This window comes from Shinella sp. S4-D37 (assembly GCF_040812195.1).
Taxonomy (GTDB): domain Bacteria; phylum Pseudomonadota; class Alphaproteobacteria; order Rhizobiales; family Rhizobiaceae; genus Shinella.
The window spans coordinates 1,858,352-1,874,455 of record NZ_JBFNXL010000005.1; the positions used below are offsets into that span (position 1 = coordinate 1,858,352).

A 16,104-nucleotide genomic window follows, 5' to 3' on the forward strand; every position below is an offset into this window, starting at 1 on the left:
AGGATGCCACCTCCGCATCCACGAAACACGCGTAAAAGTTGCTTGAAACTTGCGGGAAAGGGTAGATATTGCGTTGCCGGAAAGCCTATTTCCGCAATGCACAATTTGTCTTTCGTCTCGCTTGGCAGGCAGGTGCAAATGGGCTAGCAAAACGAGCATGTTCATGGTTCCGGCACATCTTCGTGCCGCCATCGGAAACAACGGAGGATCGTTATGACAGGAACAAGCGCAGGTGTGTCGATCGGTGGCAAGACAGTCGAGCTGCCGACGCGATCCGGTACGATCGGCCCCGATGTGATCGATATCGGCACGCTGTACAAGAATACGGGCGCCTTCACCTACGATCCCGGCTTCACCTCCACCGCCTCCTGCGAATCGAAGATCACCTATATCGACGGCGACGAAGGCGTGTTGCTGCATCGCGGCTATCCGATCGAGCAGCTGGCCGAGCACGGCGACTTCCTCGAAGCCTGCTATCTCCTGTTGTACGGCGAACTGCCGACCAAGTCCCAGAAGGACGACTTCGACTACCGCGTCACGCACCACACCATGGTGCACGAACAGATGTCCAAGTTCTTCACCGGCTTCCGCCGCGACGCCCATCCGATGGCCGTCATGTGCGGCGTCGTGGGCGCGCTGTCGGCCTTCTACCACGATTCCACCGACATCACCGATCCGCACCAGCGCATGGTCGCCTCGCTGCGCATGATCGCCAAGATGCCGACGATCGCCGCCATGGCCTACAAGTACCATATCGGCCAGCCCTTCGTTTACCCGAAGAACGACCTCGACTATGCGTCGAACTTCCTGCGCATGTGCTTTGCCGTGCCCTGCGAGGACTATGTGGTCAACCCGGTGCTGTCGCGCGCCATGGACCGCATCTTCATCCTGCATGCCGACCACGAGCAGAACGCTTCCACCTCGACGGTCCGCCTCGCCGGCTCCTCCGGCGCCAACCCGTTCGCCTGCATCGCGGCCGGCATCGCCTGCCTCTGGGGCCCGGCCCATGGCGGCGCGAACGAAGCCGCGCTCAACATGCTCGCCGAGATCGGCTCCGTGGAGCGCATTCCGGAATATGTCGCCAAGGCCAAGGACAAGAACGACCCGTTCCGCCTGATGGGCTTCGGCCACCGCGTCTACAAGAACTACGATCCGCGCGCGCGCATCATGCAGAAGACGACGCACGAGGTTCTCGGCGAACTCGGCATCAAGGACGACCCGATGCTGGAAGTCGCGATGGAGCTGGAGCGCATCGCCCTGACGGACGACTACTTCATCGAGAAGAAGCTCTACCCGAACATCGACTTCTACTCCGGCATCACGCTGAAGGCGCTGGGCTTCCCCACCACCATGTTCACCGTGCTCTTCGCGCTCGCCCGCACGGTCGGCTGGATCGCCCAGTGGAACGAGATGATCGAGGACCCCGAACAGCGCATCGGCCGCCCGCGCCAGCTCTATATCGGCGCCCCGAAGCGCGACTACGTGCCGGTTTCCAAGCGCTGATTTCGGCAGATACCCATGAAAAAAGCCCGGTCAGTTTCGACCGGGCTTTTTTGTTGCGAGAAGGTCGAGGATGACCGCCGCGCCGGTCTCGCCGGGCGGTCTTCCGGTCTGCATGCGGTCGTGCACGAGGTCGTAGCCTTCCAGCATGGCGCGGCGCTGGGCGGTGTCGGCCGAAAGCCGCTCGAACCAGCGCGTCAGGCTGCCGGGGCGCACCATGTCGTTCAGATATTCCGGAACGACGGGATAGTCGGCGATGATGTTGGGGATCGCCGCCGTCCAGATCCTCACCTTGCCGAGGAAGAGGTTGGCGAGCCAGTCGAAGCGATAGGTCGAGACGACGGGCACGCGGGCGAGCGCCAGTTCCAGGATGACCGTGCCGGACGCCGCGATCGCCGCGTCGGCCTCGCTGAAAGCCTGCCACTTCTCCCCGGTCGAGACGGTGATCCCGGGCTTTACCGGCCAGTCGGCCGTGAGTTTGCGCACCAGCGCCTCCTGCCGGGGCACGGTGGGCAGGAGGAAGCGCGTGCCGGGGTTCCGGGCCGTGATTTCCTGTACCGCTTCGCCAAAGACCGGCAGCAGGCGGGTGATCTCGGTGCCGCGCGAGCCGGGAAGCAGGAGGCAGGTGCGCCCGCCGGGCGCCTCGCCGGTGCGGGCAAGGCGCGCGGCGCGCACACGCCGGATATCGGGATCGCCGATCAGCCGGTGGCCGACATAGGTCGTCGCCGGACCGCCGAGCCGCGCCATCACCGCAGGCTCGAACGGAAGCAGCGCGAGGACATGGTCGACATAGGCGCGCATGCGCGGCGCGCGCTCTTCCTTCCACGCCCAGACGCTCGGGCAGACATAGTTGACGACCGGCAGGTCCGGCAGCGCCTTGCGAACGCGGCGCGCCACGCGGTGGGTGAAATCCGGGCTGTCGATGATGAGGAGCACATCCGGCCGTGCGGCAATCAGGGCATCCGCCGTCTGGCGGATGCGGCGGATGAGCGACGGCAGGCGCTTCAGCACCTGCGAGATGCCCATGATGGAGAGTTCGGAGAAATCGAACAGCGAGTGGAGCCCCTGCCGCTCCAGCGCCTCGCCGCCGACGCCGACCAGGGCCACCGGCCCGGCATGGGCGGCCCGCAGGGCGGCGATCAGGTCGCCGCCGAGAAGATCGCCGGACACCTCGCCGGCGACGACGCCGATCGTCAGGGGCCTTTCCGTCATCGCGGCGCCTCCGCCCTCTCCGGCACGATGCCGGTCACGAACAGGCCGTGCGCGTCCGCTTCGGCAACGAGCGCGGCGCGCTCCAGCACCAGCGAGCGCCCCGCCTCCACCGCGATGCCGGCAAGGCCGGCGGCGCGGGCACGGCGCAGGGTTTCCATGCCGATGGACGGCAGGTCGGCGCGCAGGTCCTGCTCCGGCTTGCACAATTTGACGAGCACCCCCTTGCGCCGCGCGGAAATGCGGCCCGCGGCGCGCAGGCCCGCCACGCGCTCCAGCATGGCGTCGGTGCCTTCCGCCCCCTCCAGCGCCACCACGCGCCCGCCGAGCGCGACGGCGCCCTGCCCCACATCGAGGCGGCCGAGCGCCAGCGCGGCGGCGGCGGCGGCGGCGATATCCGCCTCGGCGGCGGCATCCGGCGCGACCGCGCCGAGCGGTCCCTCGATCCCGAGGAGATCCGGCACGATCTCATGCGCGCCGACGACGTGCACCCCCTCGGCCTCGATCAGCCGGATGACCATTTTCAGCACAGCGTCGTCGCCGCCCTTCAGCAGCGTGCGGATGATGGCGGGAACGGCGGCCAGCGCCTTCAGCGGCGCATGAATATCGCGCCATTCCGGCCGGCGGCGGACGGAGCCCGACAGCACGGCACGGCCGATCCCCTTCGTGCGGAAGGTGGCGCCGATGCCGGCATAGTCGCCGATGGAGATGACCTGATGGTCGAAGCCCGACCAGTCCGGACCGGCTTCGTCGCGCAGCGCGAGGACGTAGGGGTCTTCGCCACGGGCGCGGGCCGCATCCGCGACATAGCGCGGCAGAAGCCCGCCGCCGGCGATGATGGCCAGCCGGTCGCGCGCGAGAGGCCGGCCGTCCGCCACGCCGCTCAGCCCTTGCCGCGGTTCGGGGAAGAGAGCGCGCGGTCGCTTTCGGCGGCGATGAAATCGAGGATGTGCATGACGGGCACGCTATCGGCGTAATCCGCCCGGATCGCCGCCGCATTGGCGCGGATCGAGCCCTCGCCTTCGAAGATCTGCTTGAAGGCGCGGCGGACCTCGTGGATCGTCGCCTTCTCCATGCCGGCGCGGCTCATGCCGACGACATTGAGGCCGCCGAGAATGCCCGGATTGCCGTTCAGCATGCCATAGGGAATGACGTCGTAGGCGACCGCCGAAAGGCCGCCGATGAAGGCCTGGCGGCCGATGCGGGTGAACTGGTGCACCGCCGAGCCGCCGCCGAGGATCACACGGTCCTCCACCGTCACATGGCCGGCGAGCATGACATTGTTCGACAGGATGATGTGGTCGCCGAGCCGGCAATCGTGCGCGACATGCGAATTCGCGAGAAACAGGTTGTGGCTGCCGACGACGGTCTTGCCGCCGCCCTCGGTCGTGCCGGCGTTCATGGTCACGCCTTCGCGGATGACGCACATCTCGCCGACGGCAAGCGTCGTCTCGGCGCCGTCGTGATGCACGCTCTGCGGATCGCCGCCGATGACGGCATTGGCGAAGATGCGCGTGCGGCGGCCGATCTCCGTGCGGCCGGTGACCACCACATGCGTCTGAAGCTCCACGCCCTCGCCGAGAACGACCTTGGGCCCGACATGGCAGAAGGGTCCCACGACGACGTTCTCACCGATGACCGCTCCGTCCTCGATGACGGAGAGCGGATGGATCTTCGCGCTGGCGGCAATCATGGTCAGGCATCTTCCTTCTTGACGATCATCGCGCCGATATCAGCTTCCGCGACGAGTTGCCCATCAACTTTTGCATCGCAATGAAACTTCCAGATATTGCCGCGCTGCTTCTGCTTGACGACATGGAACTCGACGCGGTCGCCGGGCACGACCGGCTTGCGGAAGCGCGCATTGTCGATCGTCATGAAATAGACGAGGTTGGAGCCCGAGCGCGTCTTGCGCGCGCAGATGGCGCCGGCCGTCTGCGCCATGCCCTCGATGAGCAGCACGCCCGGCATGATCGGGTGGTCGGGGAAATGGCCCATGAACTGCGGCTCGTTGGCCGTGACGTTCTTGATGCCGACGGCCGAATCGTCGCCGTCGATATCGACGATCTTGTCGACGAGCAGGAACGGATAGCGATGAGGAAGCAGCGTCAGAATCTCACGCAGATCAGCCACGCCGAGCGTCGCCTTGGTCTCTTCACTCATCGTTGCCCCCCTTCTTCTGGACTCGAGTGCTGGAGCGCATGGCGATCTCCGCCATGTCGCGCAGGAAATCGCGCATCGGGCGCGCGGGAATGCCGCCGTATTTCTCGCCCGGTGGAATATCGGCGACGACACCGCTCATGGCGGCAATCTGCACGCCGTCGCCGATGGTGATATGACCGTTGATGCCCGCCGCGCCGCCGATCATCACGCCGTCGCCGATGCGCGTGCTGCCGGCGATGCCGACGCCGCTGACGATGCCGCAATGGCGGCCGATGCGCACGTTGTGGCCGACCTGCACCTGGTTGTCGATCTTGGTCCCCTCGCCGATGACGGTGTCGTCCATCGTGCCGCGGTCGACCGTCGTGTTCGCGCCGATCTCGACATGGTCCTGGATGATGACGCGGCCGATCTGGACGATCTTGATCATGCCGGGCTTGAGGCCGGGCGCATAGCCGAACCCGTCCTGGCCGATGCGGGCGCCGGGATGGATGATGACATTGTTGCCGATCAGCGCACACTGGATCGTGACGCCCGCGGCGATGGTGCAGTCACGGCCGATGCGCACGCCCGCGCCGATCACCGCGCCCGGGCCGATACGGCTGCCCTCGCCGATCTCCGCGCCCCTGCCGATCACAGCCATGGGTTCGACGGAGACATTGTCCTCGAGGCGCGCCTGTGGATCGACATAGGCGCCCTGTGCGATGCCGGCCGGCACCGAGGTCGTCGCCTCCGGCCGCATGGCCGAGGGATGCAGCATCTCGCCGGCACGCGCGAAGGCGGTGTGCGGCCTCGCCGAAAGCAGGACGGCGATCTTCGGGGGAACAAGGGAAGCCAGGGCACGGTCGCACAGGATCGCGGTCGCTTCGCTCGTCTCGAGTTCGGCGCGGAACTTGCGGGAAAGAATGTAACAGAGATCGCCGTCCTTCGCCCGGCTCACGGGCGAGACGCTGCGCACGATACGCTCGGCATGCGCAGGATCGGCGAGTTCCGCCCCAAGCCTCGCGGCAAGGTCACCCAGACGAATGCCGTCATGGGGCGGAAAAAACCAGTTATGCTCCATAGGCATGACTCCAGAACGTCCGTTTTCTCGCAGTTCTGGACTGCCTACCTCAGAACTGGGTCGCGATGCCGAACTTGAAGCGCTGCACCTCGTCGAAGGATTCCTTCTTGATCGGAACCGCGTAGTCGACGCGCAGCGGACCGAACGGCGAAGCCCAGATGATGGATGCGCCGACCGACGCACGCAGGCTCATGTCATCGCCGCGGACCTTGTCGGCCGCCACGGTCTTGACGTCGTTGCCGTAAAGCGTGCCGGCATCGACGAAGACAGCACCGCGGAAGCCCGAGTCGCGTGCGATGAACGGCAGCGGGAAGGATGCTTCCGCAGAGGCCGTGAAGTAGGTCGTGCCGCCCAGCGAATCGCGGGTCGAGGTGGCCCGCGGGCCGATGCCGGCCGATTCGAAGCCGCGCAGGTCGTTCGCCGACAGCGTGAACTGGTCGTAGACCTTCACGTCGTTGCGACCCCACATGTGGCCGCCGCTGACGGCGATCGAGCCGATGACGTCGGCGTCTTCCAGAAGGGTGTGGAAGTAGCGCGCCTTGCCCGAGATCTTGTAGAAATCGGAATCGCCGCCGAGGCCGGCGAATTCCTGCGTGATCTGGGCGAAGATGCCGTCGCGCGGCAGCGTCCGGTCGTCGATCGTATCGTAGGTCAGGCTGTGCGAGATCGAGGAGCGAACCCACGGGCCGTTGACCACGGCGTGCTGGTAGGGCGACGACAGCTCGGAGAGGTCGCCGGAGCTGTAGTCGAGCTTCGTGTAGTTGTAGCGCAGCGAGGTCGACAGGTCTTCCGTGATGGGAGCCGTCACGCGCAGGGTGAAGCCCTGCGTATCGACGCTGTAGTAATCCTCGCTGTCGTCCTCGTTCTTGAAGACGTCGAAGCCTGCCGCCAGGCGGTAGCCGAGGAAGTAGGGCTCGGTGAACGACAGGTTGTAGTCGCGCGAATGCTCACCGCCGCCGGCAGCGACGCGGATATACTGGCCGCGGCCGAGGAAGTTCTTCTCTTCGACCGAGGCTTCCAGCTTGAAGCCGCCCTTGTCGCCCGTCTCGTAGCCCGCGCCGATGCCGAACGAACCGGTCGACTGGTCCTGCACGTCGACGACCAGGACCACACGGTCGGACGAGCTGCCCGGCGCCGTGGTGATGTTGACGGTCGAGAAATAGCCGAGCGCTTCGAGACGGCGCTTGGCGCGCGTGATGACTTCCTGGTTGAAGGCGTCGCCCTCACCGATATCGAACTCGCGGCGGATGACGTAGTCGCGCGTGCGGGTGTTGCCGCGGATCTCGATGCGCTCGACATAGGCGCGCTCGCCCTGGTCGACCAGATAGTCGACGGCGATCGTGCCGTTGCCGAGGTCGCGGTTGCCGCGCGGCGTCACGCGGGCAAACGGATAGCCGTTGGCCGCGACGCGCTTGGAGATCTCGGACATCGTGTCCTGCACGTCGCGGGCGCGGTAGATCTTGCCCGGGCGCGATTCGACGAGACCCTTCAGTTCCTCCCCGTCGATGCCGTCCACCGTCGACTCGACGTTGATCTCGCCGAAGTCGTAGCGCTGGCCTTCCTCGACCGTGAAGGTCACGACATATTCGTTGGAGGCTTCGTCGAGGACGGCTTCCGACGAGACGATGCGGAAGTCCGCATAACCGTTATTGAAGTAGAACTGGCGCAGCGCCTCTTCGTCGGCGCGCAGCTTGTCCTCGCTGTAGACGTCCTTGCGGGTCAGGAACGACAGGAAGTTCGACTTCTTGGTGATGATGACGGCCTGCAGGCGGCTGTTGCTGTAGGCCTGGTTGCCGACGAAATTGATCTGCGAGATCTTCGTGCGGTCGCCTTCGTCGACGATGAAGGCGACGTTCACGCGGCCGTTGCCGAGGGGATAGACCTGCGTCGTGACGGTGGCGTCAGAACGGCCGATCGAGGCATAGGCATCGCGAATGGCCTGCTTGTCGGCTTCGATGGCGGTTTCGCTGTAGGGGCCGAGCGACTGCGAGCGCAGAACGGGCGTGAGCTTCTCGTCCTTGATCTTGCGGTTGCCGTTGATGACGACCTGGTTGATCAACTGGTTCTCATCCACCGTGACGACGAGCGTGCTGCCGGAAACGGAGATCTTCACGTCCGAGAAATAGCCGGTCGCGAAAAGACGGCGCACGGACGCGTCGATATCGGCGTTGGAGAAATTCTTGCCGGGCGTGATGGTGACGTTCGCCTTGACCGTATCGGCGCTCACACGGCTGGCGCCACGCACCTGGATGTTGCGGATAACGGCTGCTTCCGCGACGCTGGCGGAGACAAGCGTGGCAAAAGAGCCGCCCGTGACAACCATACTGGCCGACAACGCAACGGCCGACACGGCGTTCAAAAAGTTTGAACCAGCTTTCATCTTCACTACTTACCTTCGTTTCAACGTCCCGGCAGGCGCGCGCCCGACTCCGGTCACGTTTGCCGTTTTAACCGCTTTTGCCATACAAGCAAGGTCACGCGTTAATTTCTGTTTACTTCAATTCCAACCGTGGCCCGAAGGTCACTACATCCGTTTCATTACGGTAAACAGAGCGTTAGCGCGACAGCTCCAGAAAAGACGGCTCCCCTTTTTCGATTCCCGCCGGCGCGCCGGCAAACCTTAGCCGAGAAGCATGGAAATGTCGTTCCAGGTCGCAAAGACCATCAGCATGAGCACCAGCGCCATGCCGATGCGGAATGCGATCTCCTGCGCCCCGGGCCCGACAGGCCTGCCCCGGATAGCCTCCACCGCATAGAACATCAGATGGCCGCCATCAAGTACCGGAACCGGCATAAGGTTCAAAAGCCCAATGGAAACAGACAGAACCGCCGCAAGCTGCAGCAGGGCGGCAACACCGAGCGTCGCCATCTGGCCGGAAGCCTGCGCAACGCGGATGGGCCCGCCGAGCTGATCGGCCTTCATGCGCCCCGTGACGAGGTTGGACAGGTAGTCGAACGTACCCGTCACGATGTGCCAGCTCTGCACCGCGCCCTGCCCCAGGGCCTCCACCGGACCGTATTCGACGACGCGGAAATTGCCGCTTTCCTCGTTGGTCGCGATGCCGATCAGGCCGAGCTCGATCTTGTTGCCGAACTGGTCGGTGATCTCGGTGCGCTTCGGCACCATGGACAGGTCGATATCCCGGCCGTCGCGGCGCACCGTCACCGTGATCGGCAGTTCGGGCCGAACACTGACATAGCGGCGCACGTCGTCGAAGGTCACGACCGGGTTGCCGTCGAGCGCGACCAGCAGGTCGCCCGGGAGCACGCCCGCTGCCTGCGCGGCGCTGTCCGGCCGCACTTCCGCGACGATCGGATCGGCGATCTGGCGGCCGTAGATGGAGAACATCACGGCGAAAATGGCGATGGCGAGGATGAAGTTGGCGATGGGGCCGGCGGCGACCGTGACGGCCCTCTTCCACAGCGCGGCGCCGAGGAAGGTGCGCCTGCGCACCTCGTCCGGCAGCGCGGCGACGGAGCCGTAGTCCGGAATGGAGGCCGGGTCGTCGTCGCCGAGGAACTTCACATAGCCGCCGAGCGGGATGGCCGAGAGCTTCCAGCGCGTGCCGTGGCGATCGGTGAAGCCGAATAGCTCCGGGCCGAAGCCGACCGAGAAGGCGGTAACGCCGATGCCGGACCAGCGGCCGGCGAGATAGTGGCCCATCTCGTGCACGAAGACGATGAGCGTCAGCACGACGAGGAAGGGAAGGATATAGCCCGTCACGAATCCGACGGAGCCAGCCAGCATGTCCATGAACCCAATCCCCAATATGGCGCCGCTACGGGCCGAAAAGGAACACGCCGGCCGGCGTGCCCGCGGTGCCCGACATGATCTCGTTCCCGAGCAGAATGAGGAACGCGGCGAAGCAGGCGAAAACAAGGCCGTCGACCCGATCCATGACGCCGCCGTGTCCCGGAATGAGGCGGCTCGAGTCCTTCACGCCGAAGCGGCGCTTGATGAAGGATTCGAAAAGATCGCCGATCTGGCTGAATACCGAGAGCACCAGCGCGATCACCGGCACCCAGAGACCGTTCAGCGGAAAGAACGCCATGTGCAGGAGCGTCCCGGCGACGACGGCGGAAAGCGCCCCGCCGATGGCACCCGACCAGGTCTTGCCGGGCGAGATGGGCGGGGCGAGCTTCGGCCCGCCGATGGCGCGCCCGATGAAATAGGCGAGAATGTCCGTCGCCCACACGACGGCGAAGATGAACAGCATCGCGGCGAAGCCGTCGGCCTTGTCGCCGCGGATCGCCGCGAGCGATATCGCCGTCAGGCCGGAATAGACGATGCCGCCGGCAAGCCAGCCGCTGCCCTTCATCGCCAGCGCATAGGCGATGCCGACGAGCGTGGCGCCGACAAGCACGGCCAGCGCCTCCTCGAAGCCGAAGAGCACCATCGCCGACACGAGGACGACCGACAGCCAGCCGAAGGCATTGGCGCGAAAATCCGTTTCCGGCAGCCGGGTGATCGTCGACCACTCGTAGTAGACGAGGAGCGCGATGGCCGCGACGAGCACCCGGAAGGTCAGGCCGCCGAGCCAGGTCGCGACGAGCACGACGGCGGCGAGCACGATGCCGGAGAGGATGCGCAGGCGCAGTTCACTGCGCATCACGAGCCCACCGCAAGCGTCTTTGCCGCCTGAAGGCCGCCGAATCGGCGCTCGCGCATGCCGTAGCGCGACAGCGCGGAAACGAAGGTGTCGCGCGAAAAATCGGGCCAGAATTCGGGAATGAACATCAGCTCCGCATAGGCCGCCTGCCAGAGCAGGAAATTGGAGAGCCGCTCCTCGCCACTGGTGCGGATGATGAGGTCGGGGTCGGGAATGCCGGACGTGTCGAGCGAGGTGCCGATGCGCTCCGCGGTGATCTCGGAAGGATCGAGGCGGCCGGCGGCGACGTCGACCGCAAGCCGGCGCACGGCGCGGGCGATCTCGTCGCGCGCCCCGTAATTGAAGGCTATGACGAGGGTGATTCCGCTGTTCGCCCGGGTCGTGTCCTCGGCCTCCAGCAGCAGCGGCAGGATGTCGCTCGACAGGTTCGTCTTGTCGCCGATGACGCGGATGCGCACGTTCTCGCGGTGCAACAGCGCAAGGTCACGCCGGATGAAGGTCTTCAAAAGCCCCATCAGGTCGGTGATCTCGCTCTCGGGCCGGTTCCAGTTTTCCGAGGAGAAGGCGAAGAGCGTGAGATAGCGCACGCCGCATTCGGCGGCGGTGCGCACGGCTTCACGCACCGCTTCGACACCCTTGCGGTGCCCCATGGCGCGCGGCAGGCCGCGCGCGTTCGCCCAGCGCCCGTTGCCGTCCATGATGATGGCGACGTGGGCCGGTGCGGTGCTGGGCGAAAGCTGGTTCATGGGCAATCCGGAAAAGGAAAACGAATGCAGGTGGCGAATGCCTTAAACCTGCATGATTTCCTTTTCCTTCTCGGCAAGCAAGCGATCGACGTCCAAAATCGTCTCGTCCGTCATCTTCTGCACCTTTTCGGACTGGCTGCGGGAGAGGTCCTGCCCGATATCGCCGTCCTTCTCGGACTTCTTGAGGTCGTCCATGCCGTCGCGGCGCACATGGCGGATCGCGACCCTGGCCTTTTCGGCATAGTCATGGGCGACCTTGACGAGCGACTTGCGGCGCTCCTCGTTGAGTTCCGGCAGCGGAATGCGCAGGTTCTGGCCGTCGATGATCGGGTTGAGGCCGAGATTCGATTCGCGGATGCCGCGCTCGACGGCGCCGACCATGCCCTTGTCCCAGACGGAGACCGACAGCATGCGCGGCTCCGGAACGGAGATGTTGGCGACCTGGTTCAGCGGCACGCGCGAACCGTAGGCCTCGACCTGCACCGGATCGAGCACGTTGGCCGAGGCGCGGCCAGTGCGCAGCGACGCGATGTCGTTCTTGAAAGCCGAAATCGCGCCGTCCATGCGGCGCTTCAGTTCCTTCAGGTCAATACCTTCGCTCATCGGATACTCCCGTTTTCACAGAGCGGCTGCACGCGGATGCACGTGCGCGCCTCAAGAATCAGTTGTCGGTTACGATGGTCCCGCGCCCGCCGCCGGTCAATATTTCGGCAAAGCCGCCCTTCTCGTGGATGGAGAAGACGATGATCGGGATGGAATTTTCACGGGCCAGCGCCACGGCGGCGACGTCCATGACGGCAAGGCCCCTTTCGAGCACTTCGCTATGGGTCAGGCGGTCGAAGCGGGTGGCCGCCGGGTCCTTCTTCGGATCGGCCGAATAGATGCCGTCGACCTGCGTGCCCTTGAAGATCGCCTCGGCGCCCATTTCGGCGGCACGCAGCGCGGCGGCCGAATCGGTCGTGAAGAACGGGTTGCCCGTGCCGCCGGCGAAGATCACCACGCGGCCGAGCGAGAAATGATGGAGCGTCGCGCGCTGGGAGAAGCTTTCGCAGATCTCCGGCATGGCGATGGCCGACAGGACGACGGTGTCGATGTCGAGCTTGCGCAGCGACGTGGCGAGCGCCAGCGCGTTGATGACGGTCGCCAGCATGCCCATGTGGTCGCCGGTGACCCGGTCGCCGCCCTTGGAGGCGACCGCCACCCCGCGAAAGATGTTGCCGCCGCCGACGACGACGCCGACCTCCACGCCGAGCGCCCGCGCCTCGGCGATGTCGGAGGCGATGCGATCGGCCACGGCGACATCGATGCCGAAGCCCTGCGAGCCCATCAGCGCCTCGCCGGAGGCTTTCAGCAGAACACGTTTGTAGATTGGCTTGGCCGTCATGGTCGCTCCTGAACTCGTGGCCTCGTCACCCGAACCGGCAGCCGGGCAGAACCGAGGCGGTCCCGCTTGAGGGCAGCCATCGCCGCAGAAGAAATTTCGGGGCAGGCATTTCGGCAAGCCGGATACACGAAGGGCGCCGCGTTGTCACGCGGCGCCCTTCTCTTTTCCCAATCGCGATTAAGAAAATCAGCCCTTAGCGACGGCTGCGACTTCGGCGGCGAAGTCGGTTTCTTCCTTCTCGACGCCTTCGCCGAGCAGCAGGCGGGCCATGCCGACGACTTCGATCGGCGCGCCGACGGTCTTTTCAGCTTCCTTGACGGCAGCGCCGACGGTGAGGTCGGGGTTCATGACGAAGGCCTGCGAGAGCAGCGCGACTTCCTCGAAGAACTTGCGCATGCGGCCTTCGACCATCTTCTCGATGATGGCGTCCGGCTTGCCGGAGGCGCGCGACTGCTCGATGAAGACGTTGCGCTCGCGCTCGGCGACGGCGGCATCGACTTCCTCGGCGCGGATGGCCAGCGGCGCCGTTGCGGCGACGTGCATGGCGACCTGGCGGCCGATGGTGTTCAGGGCTTCCTTGTCGCCGGTCGACTTCAGCGCGACGAGAACGCCGAGCTTGCCGAGGCGGTCGGCGGCGGCGTTGTGGATGTAGGTCGCAACCACGCCGTCCTCGACCGACAGCAGGACCGAGCGGCGGAGATTCATGTTCTCGCCGATGGTGGCGACGGCGTCCTTGATCGTGTCGGTGACCGACTTGCCGGTTGCCGGGTAGGTGGCGGCGCCGACGGCTTCGACGGTGCCGTCGGTGCTGAGCGCCACGTCGGCAACGCCGCGCACGATGGTCTGGAAGGCATCGTTGCGGGCGACGAAGTCGGTTTCCGAGTTGATCTCGACGACGACGGCCTTCGTGCCGGCGCTGGCGATGCCGATCAGGCCTTCAGCGGCGGTGCGGCCGGACTTCTTGTCGGCCTTGGCGATGCCCTTGGCGCGCAGCCAGTCGATTGCCGCTTCGATGTCGCCGTTGTTCTCAGCCAGCGCCTTCTTGCAGTCCATCATGCCTGCGCCGGACTTTTCGCGCAGTTCCTTCACCAGTGCAGCGGTGATTTCAGCCATTGTGAGCCTCTTGTCGGTTCTTGTTGCGTATCGCCGGAAAACCTCGGCGAACTCAAGGTTTTGGGAACGAATGTACCCGGAAGTGTGACAGGGTGATGAAGATCACCTTAGACCTGTCGCCGCAAAGGCGATCCTCCAGGATCGTGGCAGACAGGGTCTTCAAAAACGCCGAGGCCAGGGATCGTCTCTCTGGCCTCGGTCATCTGGAAAGCGGGAGCGAAAGACGTCGCTCCGGCCTTGGCCTTATGCCTCGGCTTCGAGAGCCGGCTCGACCGGAACCTCGGCGGAGGCGCCGAGGTCGCGGCCCGAAGCGCCCTGCTGGCGGGCGATGCCGTCGATGGCGGCACGCGCGATCAGGTCGCAGTAGAGGGCGATGGCGCGCGAGGCGTCGTCGTTGCCGGGGATCGGGAAGTCGATCGGGTCCGGATCGCAGTTCGAATCGATGATGGCGACGACCGGGATGCCGAGACGCTTGGCTTCCTGGATTGCGATCGACTCCTTGTTGGTGTCGATGATGAACATCAGGTCCGGCGTGCCGCCCATGTCGCGGATACCGCCGAGGGCCTTTTCAAGCTTCTCGCGTTCGCGCTCGAGGGTCAGGCGTTCCTTCTTGGAATAGCCGGAGCCTTCCGAAGCCAGGATCTCGTCGAGCTTGCGCAGGCGCTGGATCGAATTGGAGATGGTCTTCCAGTTCGTCAGCATGCCGCCGAGCCAGCGGGCGTTGACGTAGTACTGGGCCGAACGCTTGGCGGCATCGGCGATGATGTCGGACGCCTGGCGCTTGGTGCCGACGAAGAGGACGCGGCCGCCGCCGGCGACGGTGTCGGACACGACCTGAAGGGCGCGCGACAAGAGCGGAACGGTCTGTGCCAGGTCGATGATGTGAACGTTGTTACGGTCGCCGAAGATGTACGGCTTCATCTTCGGGTTCCAGCGGTGCGTCTGGTGGCCGAAGTGAATACCAGCTTCCAGAAGCTGGCGCATAGAGAAATCGGGCAATGCCATGCCTAGTCATCCTTTTCCGGTTGAACCTCCGCAAGGCGAACAGCACTTCCTTCGGAAGCGCCACCGGGCGGAACGGTCCGGATTTCTCCCGGACGATCCCATGCCTTACGTGTGGAATGAGCGGCCCTTTACCCGCAGTTTCCCGGAAAATCAAGGGCCGAGGGGTAAAAAAGTGGATATGCAGGACGTTGCCCTTGGCATTTGCACGGCGGTCGGCGCCCCTTCTGTGTCTCCAAAGGGGCCACATCGACAACGAACGCCGCCCCACCCACTGTCGTCATCCTCGGGCTCGACCCGAGGATCCACCTGGCGCCCGCGGCGTGGATGGTCGGGTCAAGCCCGACCATGACGGAGGAGAGGTTGAGCGGACGTCCTTCGCCCGCAGCCTACTTGCATTCCTGCGGCTTGAACATCTCCAGCTGGGCCAGCTTCCCGCTCAGCACGAACTCGCCGTAGTCCATGGTGAGGTCACGGGTGATTCCGTTCTCGTAGAGCTTGAAGGACATGCGATAGACGGGCAGCGCGTCGCCTTCGCTCGTGTCGTTGTAATAGGCGATGGAGACCGGCCAAAAGGCTTCCTTGGAGAAGGAGCCGGCCTTGTCGGCATCCGGGTCGCCCGCCTTGGGCGTTTCCTTCTTGCCGACGACGGCGGTCGTCATCAGCGTCTTGTCGCCCGCATCCGAGCCATCGAAGAGGCGCGCCTCGAAGAAGCGATCGCCCTTCCTGGCGTGATCGATGACGTCGAGCATGTGCTCGGTCGGGAAGCGGCTTGCGGCGAGGTCCACCTGCCTGGTATCCGGCGCGGTCAGGTCGACGCTGACGCCTTCCTTGTCCTCGCGCGCCGTGCCGCGCACCTCCTTGTCCAGCTTCTCGTCGGTGAAGGAGCGGGTGAGGAAGCGGAAGCTGCCGGTCTTCAGGTCCTCGTAGGTCGTCGTCTGCTGGTCCGTGAGGCGGGTTTCCTCGCCGGTATTGACCTGCGTGACAAAGCGGAAGCTCACCGTGTAGCCGTCACAGGGGCTGCCGTTGAACTCGTAGACCATGCGGCCATACATGCCGGCGATGCCGGAGCGCTCGGTCGCGTCCTTCAGCTTGAGGTCGTAGACGGCGCGGTGCGGCGCAAGCCCGGTCGCCGGCGTGGCAAAGGCGCTCGACACGCCGCTGCCGGCGAAGCATGCCCCGGCCGCAAGGGCCGCGACAAAGGCTGAACGAAACATCCGTTTCCTCCTGTTGAAGTCGGTCGCGATGTTATATGAACTCTTCCGGCAAAAGCGAGGCAATATCCACCTCTTGCCAACTTCATTTCCACCGTTGCGG

The 16,104-nt window shown here is 65.1% G+C and carries 15 protein-coding genes; 1 reads left to right on the plus strand and 14 read right to left on the minus strand.

Annotated elements, in window-relative coordinates:
- Positions 1-213 precede the first annotated feature (213 nt).
- The gene (gltA, locus tag AB3G45_RS16425) at positions 214-1,503 is read left to right on the plus strand and encodes a citrate synthase (RefSeq protein ID WP_367831590.1); all 1,290 of its coding nucleotides are present in this window, start codon (positions 214-216) and stop codon (positions 1,501-1,503) included.
- A gap of 30 nt (positions 1,504-1,533) precedes the next feature.
- Here gltA and lpxB read toward each other — a convergent pair whose 3' ends face one another.
- From lpxB to AB3G45_RS16495, 14 genes are all read right to left on the minus strand, one after another.
- Entirely contained in the window at positions 1,534-2,712 is a 1,179-nt protein-coding gene (lpxB, locus tag AB3G45_RS16430) for a lipid-A-disaccharide synthase (protein ID WP_367831591.1), read from the minus strand.
- Positions 2,709-3,587 (minus strand): LpxI family protein, encoded by an 879-nt coding sequence (locus AB3G45_RS16435; RefSeq protein ID WP_367831592.1) that lies wholly within the window; start codon positions 3,585-3,587, stop codon positions 2,709-2,711. Before AB3G45_RS16435 ends, lpxB begins: the two co-directional genes overlap by 4 nt.
- Positions 3,588-3,592: 5 nt before the next feature.
- A complete protein-coding gene (gene lpxA, locus AB3G45_RS16440; protein WP_367833605.1) occupies positions 3,593-4,408 on the minus strand; it encodes an acyl-ACP--UDP-N-acetylglucosamine O-acyltransferase in 816 nt (271 codons plus the stop codon).
- Entirely contained in the window at positions 4,405-4,872 is a 468-nt protein-coding gene (fabZ, locus tag AB3G45_RS16445; protein WP_367831593.1) for a 3-hydroxyacyl-ACP dehydratase FabZ, read from the minus strand. The genes lpxA and fabZ overlap by 4 nt, the downstream gene beginning before the upstream one ends.
- The gene (gene lpxD / locus AB3G45_RS16450) at positions 4,865-5,932 is read right to left on the minus strand and encodes a UDP-3-O-(3-hydroxymyristoyl)glucosamine N-acyltransferase (protein ID WP_367833606.1); all 1,068 of its coding nucleotides are present in this window, start codon (positions 5,930-5,932) and stop codon (positions 4,865-4,867) included. Before lpxD ends, fabZ begins: the two co-directional genes overlap by 8 nt.
- 49 nt (positions 5,933-5,981) lie before the next feature.
- Positions 5,982-8,312, minus strand: coding sequence for an outer membrane protein assembly factor BamA (bamA, locus tag AB3G45_RS16455; protein ID WP_367831594.1), 2,331 nt, complete (start codon positions 8,310-8,312; stop codon positions 5,982-5,984).
- A 240-nt stretch (positions 8,313-8,552) separates the two neighbouring features.
- Positions 8,553-9,686: an RIP metalloprotease RseP gene (gene rseP / locus AB3G45_RS16460; protein ID WP_367831595.1), complete on the minus strand. Its 1,134-nt coding sequence runs from the start codon at positions 9,684-9,686 to the stop codon at positions 8,553-8,555.
- A gap of 25 nt (positions 9,687-9,711) precedes the next feature.
- The gene (locus tag AB3G45_RS16465) at positions 9,712-10,542 is read right to left on the minus strand and encodes a phosphatidate cytidylyltransferase (RefSeq protein ID WP_367831596.1); all 831 of its coding nucleotides are present in this window, start codon (positions 10,540-10,542) and stop codon (positions 9,712-9,714) included.
- A complete protein-coding gene (locus tag AB3G45_RS16470; RefSeq protein WP_367831597.1) occupies positions 10,542-11,288 on the minus strand; it encodes an isoprenyl transferase in 747 nt (248 codons plus the stop codon). Before AB3G45_RS16470 ends, AB3G45_RS16465 begins: the two co-directional genes overlap by 1 nt.
- Positions 11,289-11,330: 42 nt before the next feature.
- Positions 11,331-11,891 (minus strand): ribosome recycling factor, encoded by a 561-nt coding sequence (gene frr, locus AB3G45_RS16475; protein ID WP_367831598.1) that lies wholly within the window; start codon positions 11,889-11,891, stop codon positions 11,331-11,333.
- Between the two features lie 58 nt (positions 11,892-11,949).
- On the minus strand, positions 11,950-12,672 hold the full coding sequence (pyrH, locus tag AB3G45_RS16480; protein ID WP_367831599.1) for a UMP kinase: 723 nt from the start codon (positions 12,670-12,672) through the stop codon (positions 11,950-11,952).
- Positions 12,673-12,858: 186 nt separating this feature from the next.
- Positions 12,859-13,785, minus strand: a complete 927-nt coding sequence (gene tsf, locus AB3G45_RS16485; protein ID WP_367831600.1) for a translation elongation factor Ts — start codon at positions 13,783-13,785, stop codon at positions 12,859-12,861.
- 243 nt (positions 13,786-14,028) lie between these two features.
- Positions 14,029-14,790, minus strand: coding sequence for a 30S ribosomal protein S2 (gene rpsB / locus AB3G45_RS16490; RefSeq protein WP_367831601.1), 762 nt, complete (start codon positions 14,788-14,790; stop codon positions 14,029-14,031).
- A gap of 386 nt (positions 14,791-15,176) precedes the next feature.
- Positions 15,177-16,004 carry a cell envelope integrity EipB family protein gene (locus AB3G45_RS16495; RefSeq protein WP_367831602.1) on the minus strand — a complete coding sequence of 276 codons (828 nt, stop codon included), beginning with the start codon at positions 16,002-16,004 and terminating at the stop codon, positions 15,177-15,179.
- Positions 16,005-16,104: the final 100 nt, after the last annotated feature.

What these genes read in the sequence shown, in the direction of transcription:
- AB3G45_RS16470 (WP_367831597.1), bottom strand. Translation starts at nt 11,288, where the DNA reads ATGAACCAGCTTTCGCCCAGCACCGCACCGGCCCACGTCGCCATCATC.
- lpxB (WP_367831591.1), bottom strand. Translation starts at nt 2,712, where the DNA reads ATGACGGAAAGGCCCCTGACGATCGGCGTCGTCGCCGGCGAGGTGTCC.
- tsf (WP_367831600.1), bottom strand. Translation starts at nt 13,785, where the DNA reads ATGGCTGAAATCACCGCTGCACTGGTGAAGGAACTGCGCGAAAAGTCC.
- rseP (WP_367831595.1), bottom strand. Translation starts at nt 9,686, where the DNA reads ATGGACATGCTGGCTGGCTCCGTCGGATTCGTGACGGGCTATATCCTT.
- frr (WP_367831598.1), bottom strand. Translation starts at nt 11,891, where the DNA reads ATGAGCGAAGGTATTGACCTGAAGGAACTGAAGCGCCGCATGGACGGC.
- AB3G45_RS16465 (WP_367831596.1), bottom strand. Translation starts at nt 10,542, where the DNA reads ATGCGCAGTGAACTGCGCCTGCGCATCCTCTCCGGCATCGTGCTCGCC.
- fabZ (WP_367831593.1), bottom strand. Translation starts at nt 4,872, where the DNA reads ATGAGTGAAGAGACCAAGGCGACGCTCGGCGTGGCTGATCTGCGTGAG.
- lpxD (WP_367833606.1), bottom strand. Translation starts at nt 5,932, where the DNA reads ATGGAGCATAACTGGTTTTTTCCGCCCCATGACGGCATTCGTCTGGGT.
- gltA (WP_367831590.1), top strand. Translation starts at nt 214, where the DNA reads ATGACAGGAACAAGCGCAGGTGTGTCGATCGGTGGCAAGACAGTCGAG.
- pyrH (WP_367831599.1), bottom strand. Translation starts at nt 12,672, where the DNA reads ATGACGGCCAAGCCAATCTACAAACGTGTTCTGCTGAAAGCCTCCGGC.
- AB3G45_RS16495 (WP_367831602.1), bottom strand. Translation starts at nt 16,004, where the DNA reads ATGTTTCGTTCAGCCTTTGTCGCGGCCCTTGCGGCCGGGGCATGCTTC.
- rpsB (WP_367831601.1), bottom strand. Translation starts at nt 14,790, where the DNA reads ATGGCATTGCCCGATTTCTCTATGCGCCAGCTTCTGGAAGCTGGTATT.
- bamA (WP_367831594.1), bottom strand. Translation starts at nt 8,312, where the DNA reads ATGAAAGCTGGTTCAAACTTTTTGAACGCCGTGTCGGCCGTTGCGTTG.